The sequence below is a fragment of the Arthrobacter sp. NEB 688 genome, from assembly GCF_013201035.1.
GTDB lineage: Bacteria > Actinomycetota > Actinomycetes > Actinomycetales > Dermatophilaceae > Phycicoccus.
In genome coordinates this window covers 26,134-46,242 of record NZ_CP053707.1, presented here as the reverse complement: position 1 = coordinate 46,242, position 20,109 = coordinate 26,134, and the positions used below count along the sequence as shown (strand labels likewise).

The following is a 20,109-nucleotide window of genomic DNA, read 5'->3' as shown; positions in this document are numbered from 1 at the left end:
GCCGACGGGGCGGCGACCGTCGTGGTCGCCGCCCCGTGCGCGGTGGTGAGGAGGGGTCAGCCGCCGATGCCGCGCCCGGCCCGCAGCTCGTCGCGGATCTCCTTGAGCAGCTCGGTGTTCGGGTCGATGGTCTCGGCCTCGGGCTCCTTCGGGAAGAGTCGGCCCTTCGCCGCCTCGTAGGGCTTGACGACGAAGAAGTAGACGACGAAGGCCATGAACACGAACGCCACGAGCGCCGTGAGGAAGGGGCCGACCTTGGTGAAGCCGCCCGGCTGCCACTCGTCGAAGTTGGGGGCGCCACCGGCCTTGGCCAGGGCCTCGATCAGCACGTCCGTGAAGCCCTTGACGACCGTGGCGAACGCGCCACCGATGATGAACGCGACGGCGAGCTCGACGAGGTTGCCGCGCATGATGAAGTTCTTGAAGCCCGACATGGTGCTTCCCTTTCGCAGAGGTTGACGCGGCCACCGTATTGCGGTGACGGACGGCCCGCGACCCCCGTCCCAGCGTGTCTCGGCACCTCGTGCCGCGGCGGAACCGTGCCACGCCGGACGGCCGGGCCCCCGGGCCCGCTCACCCGGGGGTGGCCAGCAGCGTCACGGTGACGAGGCCGTCGGTGCCGCCGTGCCCGACGAGGACCCGGTCGGCCGCCTCCGGGGTGAGGGACAGCACCGCGCCCGGCGTGGGCGCTGACGGCTCGGCCCCGAACGCGGTCGGCGGCGGGGCGGGGTCCAGCGACAGCACGACCGCGTCGCGGGCCAGCACCGGACCACCCGGGCCGGGGTGGACGGCGACCACACCGCCCGGCACGAGCAACCCGGCCGCGCCGGGGTCGGCGAGGACGACGTGCAGCGCGACGCGCCCCGCGGGCAGCCCCTCGGTCACGCTCCTGGGCACGAGCCGGGTGCGGGTGACGGCCTCCCCGGCGGCGAGCGCCCCCGCCGTCCGCCGGCCGGCCACGGTGTCGACGGCGGTCAGCGCCCCCGGCTGCTGCGCGGCGACGGGGACCGGGGCGGACGTGACGTCGCCGGCCACCAGGACCGACCCGGCCGGCACGTCGCGGGTCGCGACGAGCACCGACGTGGTCGGGGGCGGGGGAGGCCGCACGACGTGGAGGGCGGCGAGCACGGCCCCCGCGAGGCACGCCGCCGCGAGCACCCGGCGCAGCACCGAGCGGCGCCAGCGGGCGGCGCGACCGGGGCCGAGGAGACCGGGGAGGAGGGTGACGGGCATGCCCCGACGCTAGGTCGCGACCGGGGTCGCCCGGGAGGGGTCAGGCCGAGGTTGTGGACGACGACGCGCCCGAGGAGGCCCCTGTGGACGACGGGGTCGAGGTCGACCCGCCCGACGTCGACGAGCCGCCGGAGGTCGAGGACCCCGACGAGCCGGAGGAGCCCGACGAACCCTCCGACGACGCGGAGGAGGAGCCGGAGGAGGACGAGGACCCCGTCGAGCCGCTGCCCGAGCGGGAGTCGGTGCGGTAGAAGCCGCCGCCCTTGAAGACGATGCCGACCGCGTTGAAGACCTTGCGCAGGCGGCCGCCGCACTCGGGGCACACGGTGAGGGAGTCGTCGCTGAAGGACTGGACGGCCTCGAAGCGGTGGTCGCACTCGGTGCACGCGTAGGCGTAGGTCGGCACGGTGGTCCTCCTCGGACGACATCGGGACGCCGCCGGACCCCTCACGGTGGTGCGGGTCTCGCGGCGGCGCGGTCGGGTCCAAGGATACGGCCCGCGCCCGGCCGCCGGCGCCGCACCCCGACCACTCCGGGCCCACCCACCCCGACGACCCCCGGCCCGTGCACCGGGTCCGGGGGTCGTCGAGCCCTGTCGGGGGTCTACTTGACCTCGGCCCGGCTGACCCACACCAGCCCGACGAGGAGGGGCACGACCACCCAGACCCCGACCGAGGTCCCGAGCTGCGCCCACTGCTCGCCCGTGAGGCTGCCGCCGAACAGCGGCTGCATCGTGCGGTTGAGGTCGAGCCACTCGCCGGCGCTCGCGGCGGCGGACCACAGCGACCCGAGGATGGACCAGCCGGTCGGCAGCACGTAGTAGAGGACGACGGCGGCCGGGGTGTTGCGCAGGAGCATCCCGAAGGCCAGGCCCTGGAGCATCCCGAGGAGGACGTACCCGCCGGCCCCGAGCAGCGCGGTGCCCTCGATGCCCCAGTCGCCGGAGGCGCCGCGCAGCCCGACGGCCGCGGCGTGCGCGGCGGCGGCGAGCGCGAACGAGGTGGCGACGGCGACGACCCCGACGGCGAGGGCGGCGACCACCTTGGCCCACGCGACGCGGGCCCGCCGGGCCTCGAGCGTGAAGGTGACCAGCGCCGTGCGCTGCGACCACTCCGAGGTCACCGCGAGGATGCCGACGACCGGCAGCAGCAGCGCCATCGGGAGGGTCGTGGCCTGGAGGTAGTCGCCGAACGGGTGCTCGCCGCCCTGCTGGACGAAGAGCACGGTGAGCGCCCCGGCGACGACGACCCCGATGGCCGCGAGCAGCCAGCGCCCGGCCCGGGTGTCGGTCATCTTGCGCAGCTCGGCGCGCACGAGGCGGCCGAAGGGGATGCCCCGGGTCGGGCGCGGGCCGGCGAGAGGTTCGGGCAGGCGGGCCACGTGCGGGGTGCTGTCGACCGGCGCGCGGCGGGTGGCCTCGGCGGTGGTGCTCATGCCGCCACCTCCTCGCGGGCCGTGGTGGCGGTGAGCTCGAGGAACATCTCCTCGAGCCCTCGCTCGTCGCCGGCGCGCAGCTCGCGGAGGGCGACGCCGGCGGCCAGCGCGACCCGGCCGACGGTGTCGGCGTCGGTCTCGGCGAGCAGCCCGCCGGTGGCCAGCGGCGACACCGCGACGCCCGCCGCGCCCAGCGCCGCCGCGAGGGCGGCGTCGTCCAGGGACCGGGCCACGGTGCCGGAGCCGGCGAGCAGCTCGTCGGTGGTCCCGGCCGCGACGACCCGCCCGTTGCCGATGACGACGAGGTCGTCGGCGACCCGCTCGATCTCGTTGAGCAGGTGCGAGCTGAGCAGCACGGTGCCGCCCCGCGCGGCGTACCCGCGCAGCACGTCGCGCATCCAGCGGATGCCCGCGGGGTCGAGGCCGTTGGCGGGCTCGTCGAGCACGAGGACCTCGGGGTCGCCGAGGAGGGCGTGGGCCAGGCCGAGGCGCTGGCGCATCCCGAGCGAGTAGTTGCGCACCCGGCGCAGCGACTCCTTCTCGGTGAGGCCGACGACGTCGAGCATCTCGTCGACGCGGCGGCGGTCGACGCCGGTGAGGATCGCCCCGAGGGTCAGCACCTCGCGGCCGGTGCGGCCCGCGTGCTGCGCCGAGGCGTCGAGGAGGAGGCCGACGTGGCGGCCGGGGGTCGGGAGGGCGGCGTACGGGCGGCCGAGGACGGTCGCGGTGCCGCTCGTGGCCGGGGTGAGGCCGGCGACGACGCGCATGGCGGTCGTCTTGCCGGCGCCGTTCGGGCCGAGGAAGCCGGTGACCCGGCCGGGGCGCGCCGAGAACGACACGTCGTCGAGGGCGGTGAAGGCGCCGTAGCGCTTCGTCAGGTGGTCCACGGTGATCATGGGGACGACCCTTCCGCGGCGGGCGCGCGCCGGCCATGGGGGTCGGACCCGATCCGACCCTGAGCCGACCCCGGGGGCCCCGGGGGTGCGCTCAGTCCTCGGACCAGCCGGCGAGCCGCCCGCCGCGGCTCACGGCGTGCAGGCGCTCCTCGACCCGGCCGCGGACGGCGCTCGGCGTGATGACGAGCAGCTGGTCGTCGTGGCGCAGGACGTCGCCGTCCTTGGGGACGAACGAGGCGTCGTCGCGCACGACGAGCGCGACGTTGGCCCCGGGCGGCAGCCGCAGCTCGAAGATCCGCACGCCGGCGAGGCGGGAGTCCGGCCCGATGTCGATCTCGAGCATCTCGGCCCCGAGGTCGGTCAGGGGCGTCGCCTCCACGGCGAGGTCGACCCGGTGGTGCAGCGCCCCGACCCCGAGCCGGGCCGCCACCCACGGCAGGGTCGGCGCCTGGATGATCGTGAAGACGACGACGAGGACGAAGACGAGGTCGAACATCCACTCGACCCCCGGCGTCCCCATCGTCACCGGGACCGTCGCGAGGACGACGGGCACGGCGCCGCGCAGGCCGGCCCACGAGAGGAAGGCCTGCACCCGCCACGGGACGCCGAAGGGCGTCACCGACACGAGCACCGACAGGGGCCGGCCGACGAGCAGGACGGCCGCCCCGACGACGAGGGCGGGGACGAGCTGGTCGGCGAACCCGCTCGGGCTCGCGAGCAGGCCGAGGAGGACGAAGAGGCCGATCTGCGCGAGCCAGCCGATGGCCGTCGCGAAGCCGGTGACCGCGGGCCGGTGCGGCATCGTGATGTTGCCGAGGACGAGCGCCGCGAGGTAGCAGGCGATGAAGCCCGAGGTGTGGATCGTGTCGGCGGCGGCGTAGGCCAGCACCGCGACCGCGAGGACGCCGATCGCGAACAGCGCCGACGAGGTGGTGGCCACGAGCCGCATGACACGCGCGCCGAGCCAGCCCACCCCGAGCCCGACGAGCGCGCCCCCGGCGAGCTCGACGCCGGCGAGGAGCAGCAGGTGCCACCACGCCTCCGGCTCCGCGCCGGGCGTCAGCTGCGCGGCCAACGCGGTGACGAGGAGGACGACCGGGGCGTCGTTGAAGCCCGACTCGGCCTCGAGCATCCCCGAGATCTGCCGCGGCAGCGGGACGCGGCGCAGCACCGAGAACACCGCGGCGGCGTCCGTCGAGGCGGTGACCGCGCCGATGAGCAGCGAGACCTCCCACGACCAGCCGAGCACCCCGTGGGCCACGCCGGCGACGACGACGACGCTGACGAACACGCCGACGGTCGACAGGGACACGGCCGGAGCGACCGACTCGCGGATGCCGGACCAGCGCGTCGTGATGCCGCCCTCGACGAGGATGAGGACGAGCGCGGCGTAGCCGAGGACCTGCGTCAGCTCCTCGGAGTCGTACCGGATGCCGAGCCCGCTCTCGCCGAGCGCGAGCCCGATGGCGAGGTAGACGAGCAGCGAGGGCAGCCCCGAGCGCAGCGAGAGCCGGACCGCCGCGACGGCGACCACGAGGACGACGCTGCCGACGAGGAGGACGCGCGTGAGGTCGTCGACCGTGAACCCCGTGGGCGCGACGGCGTCGGCGAGCAGCGTCGACCACGCCTGCGTCACGGGGGACCGTCCTCGTCTCGTGGGGGGAGGTGTCCTAGTCTCGCAGGGTGAGTCGCCTCGTCGTCGCCCGCCGGGTCCTGGTCGGACTCCTCGCCGTCATCGTCGTCGTCGCGGTGGTCGCCGGCGTGCTCGTCGTCACGGTGGTGCGCAGCTCGCTCCCGACGCACTCGGGCGAGGCGACCCTCCCGGGGCTCTCGGCGGCCGTCACCGTCAAGCGCGACGACAGCGGCGTCCCGCACATCTACGGCGACTCGGTCACCGACCTCGCGCGGGCCCAGGGCTACGTCCACGCGCAGGAGCGCTTCTTCGAGATGGACCTGCGCCGGCACATCACCGCCGGCCGCCTCTCCGAGCTCGTCGGCCCGGCCGGGGTCACGACCGACAAGGTCATCCGGACGATGGGCTGGCGGCGCATCGCCGAGGAGGAGCTGCCGACCCTCGAGCCCGAGACCCGCCAGGTGCTCCAGGCCTACGCCGACGGCGTCAACCGCTACCTGCGCGGGCGCAGCCCCGGCGACGTCTCGGCCGAGTACACGGTCCTCGGTCTGCAGAACCCGCTCTCCGACATCGAGGAGTGGACGCCGGTCGACAGCCTCGCCTGGCTCAAGGCGATGGCGTGGGACCTGCGCGGCGACTACTCCGACGAGCTCGCCCGCGCCCGCCTCTCCGGCCGGGTGGCCCGGGCCCAGATCGCCGACATCTACCCCTCCTACGACGAGCAGGCGCACCCGCCGATCCTCTCGGCCGACGAGTGGTCGCCCGGGTCGCGGAGCTCGGCGCCGGCCGCCGCGTCGGTGGCGGACGAGACGACGAGCCCCCGCGCGCAGGCCGCGTACGCGCAGGTCGAGAAGGCGCTGCACACGGTGCCGCAGCTCGTCGGGCGCGGCGACGGGGTCGGGTCCAACTCGTGGGTGGTGTCGGGGGCGAAGACCGCGAGCGGCAAGCCGCTGCTCGCCAACGACCCCCACCTCGGCGTCAGCCAGCCGGGCATCTGGATCCAGAACAGCCTCTCCTGCCGCACGGTCGGTCCCGAGTGCCCGCTCGACGTCTCCGGGTTCTCCTTCGCCGGCGTGCCCGGTGTCGTCATCGGTCACAACGGCAAGATCGCCTGGGGCTTCACCAACCTCGGCCCCGACGTGACCGACTTCTACCTCGAGCGCGTCGTCGGCCAGACCTACCTCCGCGACGGCGACTGGGAGCCGGTGAGCACCCGCGAGGAGACCATCAAGGTCGCGGGACACCCCGACCAGCGCATCACCGTCCGGGCGACGACGCACGGCCCGATCATGTCCGACGTCCTCGCGTCCGCCCGTGACGCCGGCAGCCGGGCGCCGACCGCGGCCGACGGCGACGAGAACCAGGACTACGCGGTCTCGCTGGCGTGGACGGGGCTGCAGCCCGGCAAGACGGCCGATGCCATCCTCGGGTTCAACCTCGCGAGCAACTTCGAGGAGTTCCGCACCGCCGCACGCTCCTTCGCCGTCCCGGCGCAGAACCTCGTCTACGCCGACACCGAGGGGCAGATCGGCTACCAGGCGCCCGGGCAGGTGCCGATCCGCCGCGCGGCCATCGCCAAGAGCCCGCCCGGCTACTGGCCGGCGCCCGGCTGGGACTCCTCCTACGACTGGCAGGGGTACCTGTCCTTCGACGACCTGCCGTGGGTGCTCGACCCGCAGGATGGGGTCATCGTCGCCGCCAACCAGGAGGTGACGGGCAGCCGCTCGCCGTTCCTCACGACCGAGTGGGACTACGGCTACCGCTCGACCCGCATCGCGCAGCGCCTCGCCCGCCTCGAGAAGGCGACGCCGGCCGACATGGCCTCGGTCCAGATGGACGACGAGGACCTCTTCGCCCGCACCCTCGTGCCGGCGCTGCTCAAGGTGCCGCTCGAGGCGCGCGAGGGCGAGACCGGCCAGCAGGACCTGCTCGACTTCACCGAGGAGGCCCGTGACCTGCTGCGTGGCTGGGACTTCACGACGCCGGCGTCCGACTCCGACGCCTCGGCGGCCGCGGCGTACTACAACGCGGTGTGGCGCAACCTCTGCGAGCTCACGTTCGACGACGAGCTGCCCGCCGACATGAAGTCCGACGGCGGCGACCGCTGGCGCGCCGCCGTGACCCGGCTCCTCGAGGACCCGGACAACGACTGGTGGGACAACAAGCTGACCCCCAACATCACCGAGGGGCGTGACGAGATCCTGCGCCAGGCGCTCGTCGAGGCCCGCCTCGAGCTGACGACCGAGCTCGGCAAGGACCCGCAGGGCTGGGACTGGGGCAAGCTGCACCGGCTGACCCTCGAGCACCAGGTGCTCGGCGGCGACACGGTGCCGGGGCCGGTCCGCTGGCTGTTCAACGAGGGGCCGTACGACATGCCCGGCGGCTCGGCCATCGTCAACGCCACCGGCTGGACCGCGAGCGAGGGCTACGAGGTCGACTGGGCGCCGTCGATGCGGATGGTCGTCGACCTCTCCGACCTCGACCGCTCGACGTGGGTCAACCAGACCGGCGTCAGCGGCCACGTCATGGACGACCACTACGCCGACCAGGTCGACGACTGGGTGGCCGGGCGGCAGCGTCCGTGGCCGTTCACGGCGGGTGCGGTCGACGGCACCGACCCCGACGTCCTCACCCTGCGGCCGGACAGCGCCCCGAGCGGCCCCTGACCCGCCCCGTCAGCGTGCACCAATCGTCGAAAGTGTCGATTTGTGCACGCGGCCGGAGACCCGTCGGCGTGCATCAATCGTCGAAAGCGTCGATTTGTGCACGCGGCCGGAGACCCGTCGGCGTGCATCAATCGTCGAAAGTGTCGATTTCTGTACACCGACCGGGCCGTCAGCGGTCGAGGGCGCCCGGTCGCAGGACGGTCAGCCCGTCGGCGGTGAGCACCGCGTCCACGGGCACGTCGTGCTCCTCGCGGGGCAGCGGGTCGTCGTCGAGCTCGCCCGGGTGCAGCAGCACGACGACCGGGACGCCGGCACGGCGGCGGGGGAGCGCCTTGTCGTAGCAGCCGCCGCCCTGCCCCATCCGGGTGCCGTCGGCGTCGACGGTCAGGCCCGGGGCGAGGACGAGGTCCGCGAGGCCGGGGGCGTCGAGGCCGAGCCGGGCCGCGCCGGGGTCGGACTCGGCGAGGTCGTGCCAGTCGAGGTCGAGGTCCTCGAGGGTGTCGGGGACGAGCACCCGCACACCGCGTGCGACGAGGGCGGTGTTCATCGCGCCGGTCGGGGGCTCGCCGGTGATCGACTCGTACGAGAGGACGACGGCGCCCGGGCCGAGCCGGAGGCGGTCGAGCAGGTCGCCCGCCCCGCGCGCGAGCGCCTCGGCATCACGCCCGGTCGCGCGCCCCGCGGCGATCTCGCGGCGCCGGGTGCGCAGCTCCCTCCGGCGCACGGTCTTCGGGCTCTGCGGCATGTCCGGCATCGTAGGGTGGGCGGCATGACCAGCGAAGCCCTCCGGGCCGCGACGGCCAGGATGCGCGAGGCCGGGGTCGACGAGCTCGCCGTCCGCGTCTTCGCCCAGTACCACGAGCAGCTCGCCGCGGACGTGACCGGGACCATCCCCGAGGCCACCGTCGACCCCCTGCCCGACCCGCCGTCGCTGGCCGACCTCGACCTCTCGCCGGAGGCCGTCCGCGAGGCGCTGGCCGGCACCGTCGTCGTCAAGCTCAACGGCGGTCTCGGCACGAGCATGGGGATCCAGGGGCCGAAGTCGGCGCTCGAGGTCCGCGAGGGCCGCTCCTTCCTCGACGTCATCGCCGAGCAGGTGCTCGCCCTGCGCCGCGAGCACGGCGTCGAGGTGCCGCTCCTGCTCATGGACTCCTTCCGGACGCGGGACGCCTCGCTCGAGATCCTCCGGCGCCATCCGGGGCTCGAGGTCGACGGGCTGCCGCTGGACTTTCTTCAGAGCAAGGAGCCCAAGCTCCGCGCCGACGACCTCTTCCCGGTCGAGCACCCCGCCGACCCCGAGCTCGAGTGGTGCCCGCCCGGCCACGGCGACGTCTTCGTCGCGCTGCGCACGACCGGCCTCCTGGCGGAGCTGCGGCGACGCGGCTTCCGCCACCTGTTCCTCTCCAACGCCGACAACCTCGGCGCGACCTGCGACGGCGCGATTCCGGCGTGGATGGCGGCCGAGGGCATCCCCTACGTCGCGGAGATGAGCGCCCGCACCGTCAACGACCGCAAGGGCGGCCAGCTCGTCGTGCGGCACGGCGACGGGCGCCTCGTGCTGCGTGACTCCGCGGCCGTGGCGCCGGGGGAGGACGAGTACTTCCAGGACCTCGAGCGGCACCGCTGGTTCCACACGAACAACCTGTGGATCGACCTGGAGGTCCTCGCCGCCCGGCTGGACGAGCGCGACGGCGTCCTCGGGCTGCCGATCATCGTCAACCGCAAGACCGTCGACCCCACCGACCCCTCCTCGACGCCGGTCGTCCAGGTCGAGTCGGCGATGGGCGCAGCCGTCGAGCTCTTCGACGGCGCGCGGGCGATCGCGGTGCCGCGCAGCCGGTTCCGCCCGGTCAAGACGACCAACGAGCTCCTGCTCATCCGCAGCGACCTCTACCGCCTCGCCGCCGACGCCACCGTCGAGGCGGCCACCGACCACCCGGACCCCTTCGTCGACCTCGGGCCGGCCTACCGGCTCGTCGACGACTTCGAGGCCCGGTTCCCCTCCGGCGCACCGTCGCTGCGCGAGTGCACGAGCCTGCGGGTCGAGGCCGACGTGACCTTCGGCGCGGACGTCGTCTGCGTCGGCGACGTCCACCTCACGGGCGAGCCCCGGCGGCTGGCGGACGGCACGCGGCTGGACGGGGCCTCCTGATGCGCACCGTCGACGAGCACCGAACGGTCGTGCTCTCCCTCGTCGACCCCCTTCCCTCCGAGCGCGTCCCGGTCGGGTCCGCCCTCGGCCGGGTCCTCGCGGAGGACGCCGTCGCGCTGGTCGACCTCCCGGGCTTCGACAACTCGGCGATGGACGGCTACGCCGTGCGGGCCGCCGACCTCGCCGGGGCGGGCGAGGAGTCGCCGGTGGTCCTCCCGGTCGACGGCGACGTCGCGGCCGGCGACACGACCCGGCACGTCCTCGAGCCCGGCCACGCCCTGCGCATCATGACCGGTGCGCCCCTGCCCGAGGGCGCGGACGCGGTGGTCGCGGTCGAGATGACCGACGGTGGGGCGCAGCAGGTCTCGGTGCGGCTCGAGCCCGAGGTCGGGCGCCACCTGCGCCACCGCGGCGAGGACGTCCGGGCCGGCACGGTGGTGCTGACGGCGGGTACCCGCTTCGGGCCGGGCCACGTCGCGCTCGCCGCGGCGTCGAACATCCCCGAGGTCGTCGTCCACCGGCGCCCGCGCGTCACCGTGGTCTCGACCGGCGACGAGCTCGTCCCCGTCGGCGGCCGGCTCGAGCACGGGCAGATCGTCGACTCCAACCACCTGATGCTCCGCGCGCTCGTCGAGGCGGCCGGCGCCGAGGTCGCGGCCGGGGTCCACCTGCGCGACGAGGCCGACGCGGTGCGCGCCTTCCTCGCGGCGCCCGACGGCGACCCCGACCTCGTCATCACGACCGGCGGCGTCTCGATGGGCGTCTACGACACGGTGAAGGAGGTCCTGACCGCCGACGGCGGCGTCGACTTCACCAAGGTCGCGATGCGCCCCGGGATGCCCCAGGGCTGCGGTCGGGTCGCCGCGAGCGGCCTGCCCGTCGTCACGCTCCCCGGCAACCCGGTCAGCTCGTACGTCTCGTTCCACGTCTTCGTCCTGCCCGCGCTGCGGCGGCTCGCCGGGCTCGAGCCCGACGACGACGGCGCCTTCGAGGCCGTCGCCGGCGCGTCGTGGCCGGCCGCCCCCGGGCGCACCGAGATGACCCGCGTCGTCGAGCGGGACGGCGTCGTCGTCCCCTCGGGCGGCCAGGGGTCGCACGTGCTGGGGGCGCTCGCCGAGGCGACCGCGCTGGCCGTCGTCCCGGCCGAGGTCGGGCGGGTCGAGGAGGGGGCCAGGCTCCGCTGCCTGCCGCTGCTGGGGCATCATCGGGGCTGTGGCTGACCCCCAGCGCCCGGTGAGCGGGCTGACCCACGTCCGGCCGGACGGCACGGCCCACATGGTCGACGTCTCGGCGAAGGCCGTCACGGCGCGCCGGGCCGAGGCGCGGGGGCGGGTGCTGCTCTCGGCGGCGGCCGTCGCGGCGCTGCGCGACGGCACCGTGCCGAAGGGCGACGCGCTCGCGGTCGCCCGGATCGCCGGCATCCAGGCCGTCAAGCGCACCCCCGAGCTCGTGCCGCTGGCGCACCCCGTCGCGGTGCACGCGGTCGAGGTCGACCTCGACGTCGTCGACGACGGCGTCGAGATCCGGGCCGAGGCGCGCACGGCCGACCGCACCGGCATCGAGATGGAGGCGCTGACCGCCGTCACCGTCGCCGCGCTCGGGCTCATCGACATGGTCAAGGCCGTCGACAAGCGCGCGCGCATCACCGACGTCCGCGTCACCGCGAAGTCCGGCGGTCGCTCCGGGGACTGGGAGGAGGAACGATGAGCGAGCAGCCCGACCTCACCGGCCGCCGCGCCGCCGTCGTCACCTGCTCGACGCGCGCCGCGCAGGGCGTCTACCCCGACCGCGGGGGCGCCCTCATCGTCGAGGCCCTGCGGGGCTGGGGCTGCGAGGTCGCCGAGCCGCGGGTCGTCCCCGACGGACCGGCCGTGGCCGAAGCGCTCGTCGCCGCCCTCGCCGAGGGGCCCGACCTGCTCCTGACCACCGGCGGGACGGGCCTGACGCCGACCGACGGCACGCCCGAGGCCACCCGGCCGCTGCTGGACCGCGAGGTCCCCGGACTCGCCGAGGCCGTGCGGGCGCGCGGTGTGGCGCAGGGCATCCCGACCGCGGTGCTCTCGCGCGGGCTCGCGGGGCTCGCGGGGCGCACGCTCGTCGTCAACCTCCCGGGGTCCAGCGGCGGGGTGCGCGACGCCCTCGCCGTCCTCGCCGAGGTCCTGCCGCACGCCCTCGACCAGGTCCGCGGGGGCGACCACTGATGTGGCGCCGGCTGCGGCGTCCGGAGGGGGACGGGCCGGCGGCCGGGGCGCCGAGGGAGTGGGTGTGGCCGCTGCGCCTGTCGGGCACCACCCCGACCGGCGCCGACGTCCTGCTGCGCCCGCTCGTCCGTGAGGACGCCCCCGTCTTCCAGGCCGTGCGCCGGGCGAACGCGGCCTGGCTCGAGCCGTGGGACGCGACCTCGCCCGACCCCGATGCTCCCGCCCGCACCTTCGACGAGCTCGTCGCCGCCTACGAGGTGGAGGCGGCGGCCGGCCGGTCCCTCCCGCTGGCGCTCGAGTCCGGGGGGCGCCTCGTCGGCCAGGTCAACGTCGGCACCATCGTCTACGGCTCCTTCCGCTCGTGCACGGTCGGCTACTGGGTGAGCCGGGCCGTCGCCGGCCAGATGGTCGTGCCGACCGCCGTCGCGCTCGTCGGCGACCACCTCCTGCGCCGGGTCGGGCTGCACCGCATGGAGATCAACGTCCGCCCCGAGAACACGGCAAGCCTCGCGGTGGTGCGCAAGCTCGGGTTCCGTTCCGAGGGAAGGCGTCCCGCGTACCTCCACATCGACGGCGCCTGGCGCGACCACCTGTCGTTCGCGCTGACCGTGGAGGACCTCGGCGGCGAGCCCCTCACCGCTCGCCTGGCCCGGATCGCGGCGTCGGAACAGCCGTCACAGCAGTCACTTCCGCGACACACCGACCCGGGTGCGGAATCCTGAGGCCGACGGCACCTACCGTCGGACCGTGCGGTCCCCGTCGAGCCTGATCTTCCTCGTCCTCCTCGGGGTCTGGGCTGCCTACTTCGTGCAGTACTGGATCCGTCGTCGCGACCAGCTCTCGACCGCCCGGTCGGTCGAGCAGTTCAGCGCCGCGATGCGCGTGCTCGAGCGCCGCGCCCCCATCCCGCGCACCGACCTCTCCGACCCCGCGCCGCGGACGTACTCCGTGCACCCGGCGCGCTCGGCGCGCCCCGAGGTCACCGTCAAGCGTGCCGTGGCGGCCGAGGGCGGCTCCGCCCGACCGGTGCCCGCCCCCGTCCGGACGCGCCCCGCGGCCGCCGCCCACCAGGGCGCTCCGCGCCGCGTGCGCGGCCTCGCGCTCCTCGGCGCGCTGCTGGCCGTCGTCGTCACCGGGCCGCTGGCCGCCTTCTCCTCCGTCTCCGGCTGGGTCCCCGCCGTCGCGGGCATCGCCCTGCTCGCCGCCTTCGGCTGGGTGCGGGCCGGGGTCCGCGCCGAGCAGGCCGCCCGCTCCGCCCAGCGCCGTCGCTCGGCCGACGAGGCGCGGCGTCGCGCCACGGCCGCCCCGGCGACCGCCGCCCGTCGTCGTCCTGCAGCCGCGCGTCCGGCCGCTGCCTCCCGTCCCGCGGCGCCGTCCGTCGACGACGCGGGCACGCGCCGCTCCCGGGCCGCTGCGGACGAGTCCCGCACCGAGCACGAGGACACCGAGGTCGCGGCGACCGCCGTCGCCGCCGGCTCCACGGTCACCGCCGACGCCGCCGTCGAGACCGCCCCGGTGGTCCAGGCGCCCCCTGCAGCTCCGGCCCCCGAGCCGGAGCCGGTCATCGAGTACGTCCACCTCGTCGACGAGGACGACATCCCGCTCACGTGGGAGCCCGTCCCCGTGCCGCGCCCGACCTACACGATGAAGGCCAAGGCCGAGCGTCCCGCCGTCGCCCCCGCCGCGACGGCCCCCGAGGCCGCCCCGGTGCAGGCCCCGGCCCGCGAGGACGACCTGCGCCAGCGCCGCGCCGCCGGCGCCTGACCGGCCCCACCCGCGTTCACCACGAGCGCCTGAGCGAATCGGCCGGCGCCTGACCGACCGCGCCCCGTGTCACCGCGAACGTGTGTGAAGAACGTCGGTATCCCGCGCTTCTTCACACACGTTCGGGGGAGCCCGGCGTCCTCCAGCACGAACGTGTGTGAACTCGCCGGGAAAGTCCGGCGAGTTCACACACGTTCGCGGTGAGGTGGGGGTCAGTCCTGCTCGGGCTGCGGGTCCTCGGGCACGTCCTGGCCCAGGCGACGGGCCTCGGACTGTGCCGCGTGCAGCTCGGCGCGGTCGGCGGCCTCGTCGCCGAGGACCGACCGGGCGGTCATGTCGTCGTCGGGGTCGACCTCCTGCGCCGGGGAGCCCGGGTTGTCGAGCAGGTGGTGCCCGACCGCGTTGAGCACGGCGACGGTCGGCACCGCGATGAGGCCGCCGATGACGCCGGCGAGGATGAGCCCCGCGGCGATGGCGAGGATGACGGCCAGCGGGTGCAGGCGCATCGCCCGGCCGATGAGCAGCGGCTGGAGCAGGTGGCTCTCCATCTGCTGCACCCCGATGACGATGGCGAGCATGATGAGCGCCTGCACCGGCCCGAGCGCGACGAGCGCCAGGAGCACGGCGACCGCGCCCGACACGGCCGCGCCGACGATCGGGATGAACGCGCCGAAGAAGACGAGCAGGGCGATGCCCGAGGCGAACGGCACGCCGAGGATCGCGGCGCCGACGCCGATGCCGATGGCGTCCGCCGCGGCCACGAAGATCGTCGCGCGCGTGAAGGCGGCCAGTTGACCCCAGGCGATGATGCCGGAGGAGTGGACGCGCTCCCGGGCGCCGCGGGGGGCCAGGCGCACGACCCAGCCCCAGATGCCGGAGCCGTCGTAGAGGAAGAAGAAGAGCGTGAACAGGCCGAGGAAGAAGCCGGTCAGGAGGTGACCGACGGTGAGCCCGGCCGCGGCGGCGGTGTCGCCGATCCCGGAGGAGCTCATCGACTCACGGGCCTTGGCGAGGTACTCGGTCAGCTGGGTGTCGGTGATGCCGAACGTGGTCTGGACCCAGCTGCGGATCTGGTCGATGCCGTCGGTGACCTTGGTCGTGATGTCCCCGAGCTGGCTCCCCAGCTGTGAGCCGACGAACGAGATGAGGCCGAAGACGACGGCCATCGTCCCGATGACCGTGACGAACGCGGCGAGCCCGCGGGGCAGGGCCCGCGCGAGGAAGTTGTGCACCGGGTGCAGCAGGGCGCTGAGCAGCAGCGCGACGATGATCGGGATGACCACCTCGGACAGGACGGTCGTCAGCCAGAGGACGACCCCGAGCGCGGCGCCGATGACGATGCCCCGCCAGGCCCACTCGCTGGCGGTGCGCACACCGAGCGGGACGCCCCACTCGGCCCGACCGCGGGGGTCGTGCGCGGTGAGGGGCTCGACGCCCGTCGTGGGCAGGCTCCTCGGCAGGTCGCTGGGGCCACCGCGGGTGGGGCGGCCGCCGGGCCGGGGGAGTCTCATGCGTCGACTCTAGGGGGTCCGGAGCAGGCCGGACGCGGCGTGGCAGGCCGGAAGACCAGCGCCGACGGCGCCGCCGACGCGCACCACTCGCGCTGCGGTGGGCCGGTTTCGGACGGGGGGCCCGGCGGTGTTATCGTTTCTCCGCACTCGGGGCTGTGGCGCAGTTGGTAGCGCGTCTCGTTCGCAATGAGAAGGCCAGGGGTTCGAATCCCCTCAGCTCCACCGATGACGAAGGACCCGGCACGCTTTTCGCCGGGTCCTTCGTCATCGGTGGGACGAGTCGCGGGGATTCGAGGAGGAGTCGCCGGCGCGGAGCGCCTCCTCGCGACGGGGTCCCCTCAGCTCCACTCGAGAGAAGGGCCGGCGTCCTGACGCCGGCCCTTCGTCGTGTCTGCGGGGAATGCGGTTGCCCGGCGGGCCCGGCCCCGCTTGGGTGGTCGGCATGAGCGACATGTGGAGCGACCCCGCGTCCGACCCCCGTCCCGTCGGCACGCCGGTGCAGGAGCTGGCCGTGCTGCGCCACTACCTGACCTTCCACCGGCTCACCCTGCGCCTGAAGTGCGAGGGGCTGGACGCCGAGCGGCTGGCCCGGCGCTCGGTGCCGCCGAGCTCGCTCAGCCTGCTCGGGCTCGTGCGGCACCTCGCGGTCGTCGAGCAGTACTGGTTCCGGCACGTCCTCCAGCAGCTCGAGGTGCCCGACCCGCTCTACGCGGACCACGACGACCCGGACTTCGAGCTGACGAGCGCGACCGGCGACCCCGCGATGGTCGAGGACTCCTTCGCCACCTGGCAGCGCGAGATCGAGGCCGCCGACGCCTGGCTCGACACCCTCGCCCCCGAGGACCTCGGCTCGACGGTGACCCGGCGTGACGAGGAGATGGCCGTGCGCGACGTGCTCGTGCACCTCGTCGAGGAGTACGCCCGCCACAACGGCCACGCCGACCTGCTGCGCGAGTGCATCGACGGGCGCACCGGGGAGTAGCCGGACGCGCCCGCCCCGCGAGCCCGCGTCAGCCGACCGGCTGCCGCGCGCCCACCTGGCGCGTCGTGACCGCGGCCTCGCACAGCCGCAGGAACGCCCCGAGCGCGACCAGCTCGTCGGCGCTGCGCGGCGAGAAGTCGGTGAGCACGCGCGAGCGGACGACGAACGCGGAGTGCTGGCCCCGCGACACCGCGACGTTGAGCCGGTGCCGGTCGAGGAGGAAGCCCATTCCGCGCGAGACGTCGGAGTGCGAGGACGCGGCCATCGAGAGGACGGCGACCGCGGCCTCCTGCCCCTGGAAGCGGTCGACCGTGCCGACGGCGACGTCCGGCAGGCCGGCGTCGTCGAGGGTCCGGCGCAGCAGGGTGACCTGGGCGTTGTACGGCGTGATGACGACGACGTCGCCCTGCCCCAGCGGGCGCGGCCCGGCCGGAGCACCGTCGGGGCCCCGCGCCCCGGGGTCGACCCACGCGCGCCCGAGGAGGTCGCGGACGAGGTCGAGCACGGCGTCGGCCTCCTCCCGGGAGTGCGTCGAGTTGTCCCGGTGCTCGACGAGGCGGACGTGCAGCCCGGGCTCGACACCGTCGAGGGTCCGCCCGGCCGTGACCGCGGCGTTCGAGGTCAGCCGGCCCTCGTAGGCGAGGTCGGAGACGCAGGCGGTGAGGGCGGGGTGCATCCGCCAGGTCGTCGCGAGGAAGTACCCGAGCTCCGCGGGCAGGACGGACGCCCCGCCGGCGAGGTGGACGAGCGCCGCGGTGTCGACGGGCTCGGCGTGCACGCCCGTCGTGACGCCGGGCAGCTGCTGCGGGTCGCCGAGGAGCAGCAGGCGCTGCGCGGCCACGGACACCGCGAGTGCCTTGGCGAGCGAGAACTGCCCGGCCTCGTCGATGACGAGGAGGTCGAGCTCGCCGCGGCCGACCCGCTTGGTGTTGGTGAGGTCCCAGGCCGTGCCCCCGACGACGTAGCCGCGTCCGGCGGCGCGGTGCTCGGCCGCGAACCGGGCGAGGTCGTCGGCCTTGTCGAGCGCGGTCCACGACGGGTCGGCCGTGCGGGCCCCCGCCTTGCCGACTTGCTCGGCCGGCACCCCGGCGGTGGCGACGAGCGTCGTGAGCACGTTCTCGACGGCGGCGTGGCTCTGGGCGGTGACGCCGACGGCCCATCCCTGCTCGACGAGCCGGGCGATGACGTGGGACCCGACGTACGTCTTGCCCGTGCCCGGGGGGCCCTGGACCGCGAGGCAGGAGTCGTCCATCGCGCGCAGCGCCGCGGTGATGGCGTCGACGTAGCCCCCCGGCCCCTGCGCGACGGGCAGCGCTGCCCCGCCCCGCAGCCGCGGGGCCCGGCGCAGCAGCAGGTCGGCCCCGGCCGAGACCGGGAGGCGGCCGCCCGGGCGCACCTGCTCGGCGACCTCGGCGAGGGCGTCGTCGATGCTCGCCGTCATCACGTGGTCGTTCGGCACGAGCGCGACCGGGCCGACGTCGTGCGGTGACGGGCCGGGCTGGGTCTCCTCGACCTCGAGCACCTGGCGGACCCATCCGGACGCGGTGAGCGAGTCCTCGGTGGCGACCACGGTGAGCCCGGACCCGCTCGCCCCGTGCGCGTCGTGCACCCCGGCCGTCACCCCCTCGGGCGTCGGCGAGGCGTAGACGGCCGAGACCTTGGCGCCGACCGGCAGCGGGAGGTTGCGCGTCGGCTCCCCGTGCAGCCGCAGCCGCCGGCGGGCCTTGCGGGCGCGGGGCGGCCGGTGCCAGTCCTCGGCCACCTCGACGTCGTCGACGACGAACACGCCGTCAGCCGAACGCCACTCGCTGATCGGCAGCCGCAGGCGCTCGAAGTGCTCCTGCCACTTCGGCTTGTCCTCGCGGGCGTGGAAGAGCACGGCGGAGCCGACGAGCGCCACGCCCTGCTGCTCGGCCGACCGGTCCGCGGCGACGACGCCGTCGACGTGGGCCCGCACGGCGGCCTCGAGCTCGAGGGCCGCGCGCCGCCGTTCGCTGACCGGCGCCTCCTCGACCTCCTCGGGCGCCGGCGTCGGAACGTCACCCCAGACCTCGCGGCGCCGCTCGAGCAGCCAGTCGCGCAGGAAGAGCGTCGACTCGCAGTCCTTCTCGTTGTAGTCGGCGATGTCCTGCAGGCGCCGCCGGGCCTCCTCGGTGCGCCCGTCGACGAGCGCCTGCTCGTACTCGTGGTACGCCACGATGCTCTCCGCGCCGCCCTGGACGTCCTCCTCGCGGGCCTCCATGTAGAGCGGCTCGAGCTTCTTGATGGAGTACGAGCGCTGCGACACCCGCAGGGCGGCCCGGACGACCGCGTAGAGGTCGACGAAGACGCCGTCGCGCAGGAGCTGGTCGACCTCGTCCTCGCAGACCCCGTGCCGTGCCGCGAGCCGCAGCAGGGCCGAGGTCTCGTAGGGCGCGTAGTGGTAGACGTGCAGCCCGGGGAAGCGCCGCCGCCGCTCGGTCACGTGGGTCACGAAGTCGACGAGGGCCTGCTTCTCGCCGGCCCGGTCGTGCGCCCAGAACGTCGCGAACCTCGGTGTGCCGGTGTCGACCTGCACCATCCCGAAGAGGTACTCCAGCCCCCAGTCGCCCGAGCCGCGCTCGTGCCACAGGGGGTCGCCCTCGAAGTCGAAGAACACGTCGCCGTCGTCCGGAGCCGGCATCCGGCGCAGCGCCTCGGTGTCGACGAGCTCGTAGGAGACGGCGCCGGCGGGGTCGGCGTCCTGGCGCAGCTGGAGCCGCGCCTGGGCGACGAGCCGCTCGAGCTGGGCCGGCCGCACGTCGGGCACGGGCTCGGTCCGCGCGGCGAGCTGCTCGACGGTGTGGACGCCCGCCTCGTGCAGGCGCGCCCGCGTCGGGCCCCGCATCCCGGCGACGAGGAGGAGGTCGCGCGACGCCTCGACCTCGGGGGTGCACGCGGCGCAGCGCCCGCAGGCCAGCCACCGGGCATCCCCCCACGTCGCCGGCCCGCCGCCCGCGAGGTGGTCGGTGAGCAACTGCTCGAGGCGGGCCCGGCGGACCCGGTAGACGGACAGGACGTCGCCGAGCGGCACGTCGCGCACCTCGCCGTCGCCGAGGACGAGCCGGGCCACGGGTGCCACCGGCACCCCCGCCCCCTCGAGCAGCGCCGCGTAGGCCGCCACCTGGAGGAGTGCGGGGACGTTCTCGTGGCGGGCGAGCTTGGTGTCGCTGACGACCCAGCCGGCGTCGCTGCGCTCGAGGAAGTCGGCGCGCCCGACGAACGAGCCGTCGAAGAGCGTCGCCTGCGACAGCACGGCGGCGTCGGAGGCCAGCGCCTCGAGCGTCGCGTCCATCGCGGCGCCCAGCCCGGCCACGGTGTTCTGCGGCCGGGGCGCGGGCAGCTGCCGCACCCGCCCGCGGTACAGCTCGTGCAGGCGCCGCAGCTCGGCGTTCTCGTGCTGGTCGCCGAGCTGCGAGACGCGGCGCAGCATCGCGTCGTCGGGGTCGTCGACGCCCTCGCGCAGGCCGCGGACGACGTCGAGCCCGACGACGAGGGCGAACTCGCACTGCGACGCCGTGCGCAGGTCGCTCGCGCTGAGCACGAGCCGCTGGTCGTCGTCGAGGAGGAACATGACGGCAACCTACGCCGGGCCCCCGACAGCCCCACCGCACCCGGG

Annotated in this window: 17 protein-coding genes and 1 tRNA gene; 9 read left to right on the top strand and 9 right to left on the bottom strand. The window is 75.1% G+C overall.

The annotated features are described in order from the left end of the window. Positions 1 to 56: 56 nt before the first annotated feature. From HL663_RS00225 to HL663_RS00200, 6 genes are all read right to left on the bottom strand, one after another. Entirely contained in the window at positions 57 to 434 is a 378-nt protein-coding gene (locus tag HL663_RS00225; RefSeq protein ID WP_173026498.1) for an MscL family protein, read from the bottom strand. A 139-nt stretch (positions 435 to 573) separates the two neighbouring features. Then, positions 574 to 1,233 carry an SAF domain-containing protein gene (locus HL663_RS00220; RefSeq protein WP_173026497.1) on the bottom strand — a complete coding sequence of 220 codons (660 nt, stop codon included), beginning with the start codon at positions 1,231 to 1,233 and terminating at the stop codon, positions 574 to 576. 40 nt (positions 1,234 to 1,273) lie between these two features. Next, positions 1,274 to 1,639, bottom strand: a complete 366-nt coding sequence (locus HL663_RS00215; RefSeq protein WP_173026496.1) for an FmdB family zinc ribbon protein — start codon at positions 1,637 to 1,639, stop codon at positions 1,274 to 1,276. 197 nt (positions 1,640 to 1,836) lie between these two features. Then, a complete protein-coding gene (locus tag HL663_RS00210; RefSeq protein WP_173026495.1) occupies positions 1,837 to 2,667 on the bottom strand; it encodes an ABC transporter permease in 831 nt (276 codons plus the stop codon). Then, positions 2,664 to 3,563 carry an ABC transporter ATP-binding protein gene (locus HL663_RS00205; protein ID WP_173026494.1) on the bottom strand — a complete coding sequence of 300 codons (900 nt, stop codon included), beginning with the start codon at positions 3,561 to 3,563 and terminating at the stop codon, positions 2,664 to 2,666. Before HL663_RS00205 ends, HL663_RS00210 begins: the two co-directional genes overlap by 4 nt. Before the next feature lie 91 nt (positions 3,564 to 3,654). Continuing rightward, complete coding sequence (locus HL663_RS00200; protein ID WP_286175799.1) at positions 3,655 to 5,199, bottom strand: potassium/proton antiporter; 1,545 nt, start codon at positions 5,197 to 5,199, stop codon at positions 3,655 to 3,657. Positions 5,200 to 5,246: 47 nt separating this feature from the next. On the opposite strand from HL663_RS00200, the gene HL663_RS00195 reads away from it, so the two are divergent. Continuing rightward, the gene (locus HL663_RS00195; protein WP_173026493.1) at positions 5,247 to 7,862 is read left to right on the top strand and encodes a penicillin acylase family protein; all 2,616 of its coding nucleotides are present in this window, start codon (positions 5,247 to 5,249) and stop codon (positions 7,860 to 7,862) included. A gap of 169 nt (positions 7,863 to 8,031) precedes the next feature. Here HL663_RS00195 and HL663_RS00190 read toward each other — a convergent pair whose 3' ends face one another. Beyond that, positions 8,032 to 8,607 (bottom strand): 5-formyltetrahydrofolate cyclo-ligase, encoded by a 576-nt coding sequence (locus HL663_RS00190; RefSeq protein WP_286175798.1) that lies wholly within the window; start codon positions 8,605 to 8,607, stop codon positions 8,032 to 8,034. A 24-nt stretch (positions 8,608 to 8,631) separates the two neighbouring features. Between HL663_RS00190 and HL663_RS00185 the strand changes: the two genes are divergently transcribed. The 6 genes from HL663_RS00185 to HL663_RS00160 all read left to right on the top strand — a co-directional run bounded on the left by HL663_RS00185 (position 8,632) and on the right by HL663_RS00160 (position 13,979). Further along, complete coding sequence (locus tag HL663_RS00185; protein ID WP_173026491.1) at positions 8,632 to 10,014, top strand: UTP--glucose-1-phosphate uridylyltransferase; 1,383 nt, start codon at positions 8,632 to 8,634, stop codon at positions 10,012 to 10,014. Next, positions 10,014 to 11,234, top strand: coding sequence for a molybdopterin molybdotransferase MoeA (locus tag HL663_RS00180; RefSeq protein ID WP_173026490.1), 1,221 nt, complete (start codon positions 10,014 to 10,016; stop codon positions 11,232 to 11,234). Before HL663_RS00185 ends, HL663_RS00180 begins: the two co-directional genes overlap by 1 nt. A gap of 55 nt (positions 11,235 to 11,289) precedes the next feature. Beyond that, positions 11,290 to 11,721 carry a cyclic pyranopterin monophosphate synthase MoaC gene (gene moaC / locus HL663_RS00175; RefSeq protein ID WP_173029905.1) on the top strand — a complete coding sequence of 144 codons (432 nt, stop codon included), beginning with the start codon at positions 11,290 to 11,292 and terminating at the stop codon, positions 11,719 to 11,721. After that, on the top strand, positions 11,718 to 12,215 hold the full coding sequence (locus tag HL663_RS00170; RefSeq protein ID WP_173026489.1) for a MogA/MoaB family molybdenum cofactor biosynthesis protein: 498 nt from the start codon (positions 11,718 to 11,720) through the stop codon (positions 12,213 to 12,215). The genes moaC and HL663_RS00170 overlap by 4 nt, the downstream gene beginning before the upstream one ends. A 62-nt stretch (positions 12,216 to 12,277) precedes the next feature. Next, positions 12,278 to 12,937, top strand: a complete 660-nt coding sequence (locus HL663_RS00165; RefSeq protein WP_286175797.1) for a GNAT family N-acetyltransferase — start codon at positions 12,278 to 12,280, stop codon at positions 12,935 to 12,937. 25 nt (positions 12,938 to 12,962) lie between these two features. Continuing rightward, on the top strand, positions 12,963 to 13,979 hold the full coding sequence (locus HL663_RS00160) for a SepX/GlpR family protein (RefSeq protein WP_173026487.1): 1,017 nt from the start codon (positions 12,963 to 12,965) through the stop codon (positions 13,977 to 13,979). Between the two features lie 212 nt (positions 13,980 to 14,191). On the opposite strand, the gene HL663_RS00155 is transcribed toward HL663_RS00160, so the two are convergent. Then, entirely contained in the window at positions 14,192 to 15,490 is a 1,299-nt protein-coding gene (locus tag HL663_RS00155; protein ID WP_173026486.1) for an AI-2E family transporter, read from the bottom strand. A 149-nt stretch (positions 15,491 to 15,639) separates the two neighbouring features. Between HL663_RS00155 and HL663_RS00150 the strand changes: the two genes are divergently transcribed. Further along, positions 15,640 to 15,712 (top strand) — tRNA-Ala (locus HL663_RS00150). Positions 15,713 to 15,932: 220 nt separating this feature from the next. Then, positions 15,933 to 16,472 (top strand): DinB family protein, encoded by a 540-nt coding sequence (locus tag HL663_RS00145; RefSeq protein ID WP_216842637.1) that lies wholly within the window; start codon positions 15,933 to 15,935, stop codon positions 16,470 to 16,472. Positions 16,473 to 16,500: 28 nt separating this feature from the next. Here HL663_RS00145 and HL663_RS00140 read toward each other — a convergent pair whose 3' ends face one another. Continuing rightward, the gene (locus tag HL663_RS00140; RefSeq protein ID WP_173026484.1) at positions 16,501 to 20,064 is read right to left on the bottom strand and encodes a TM0106 family RecB-like putative nuclease; all 3,564 of its coding nucleotides are present in this window, start codon (positions 20,062 to 20,064) and stop codon (positions 16,501 to 16,503) included. Positions 20,065 to 20,109: the final 45 nt, after the last annotated feature.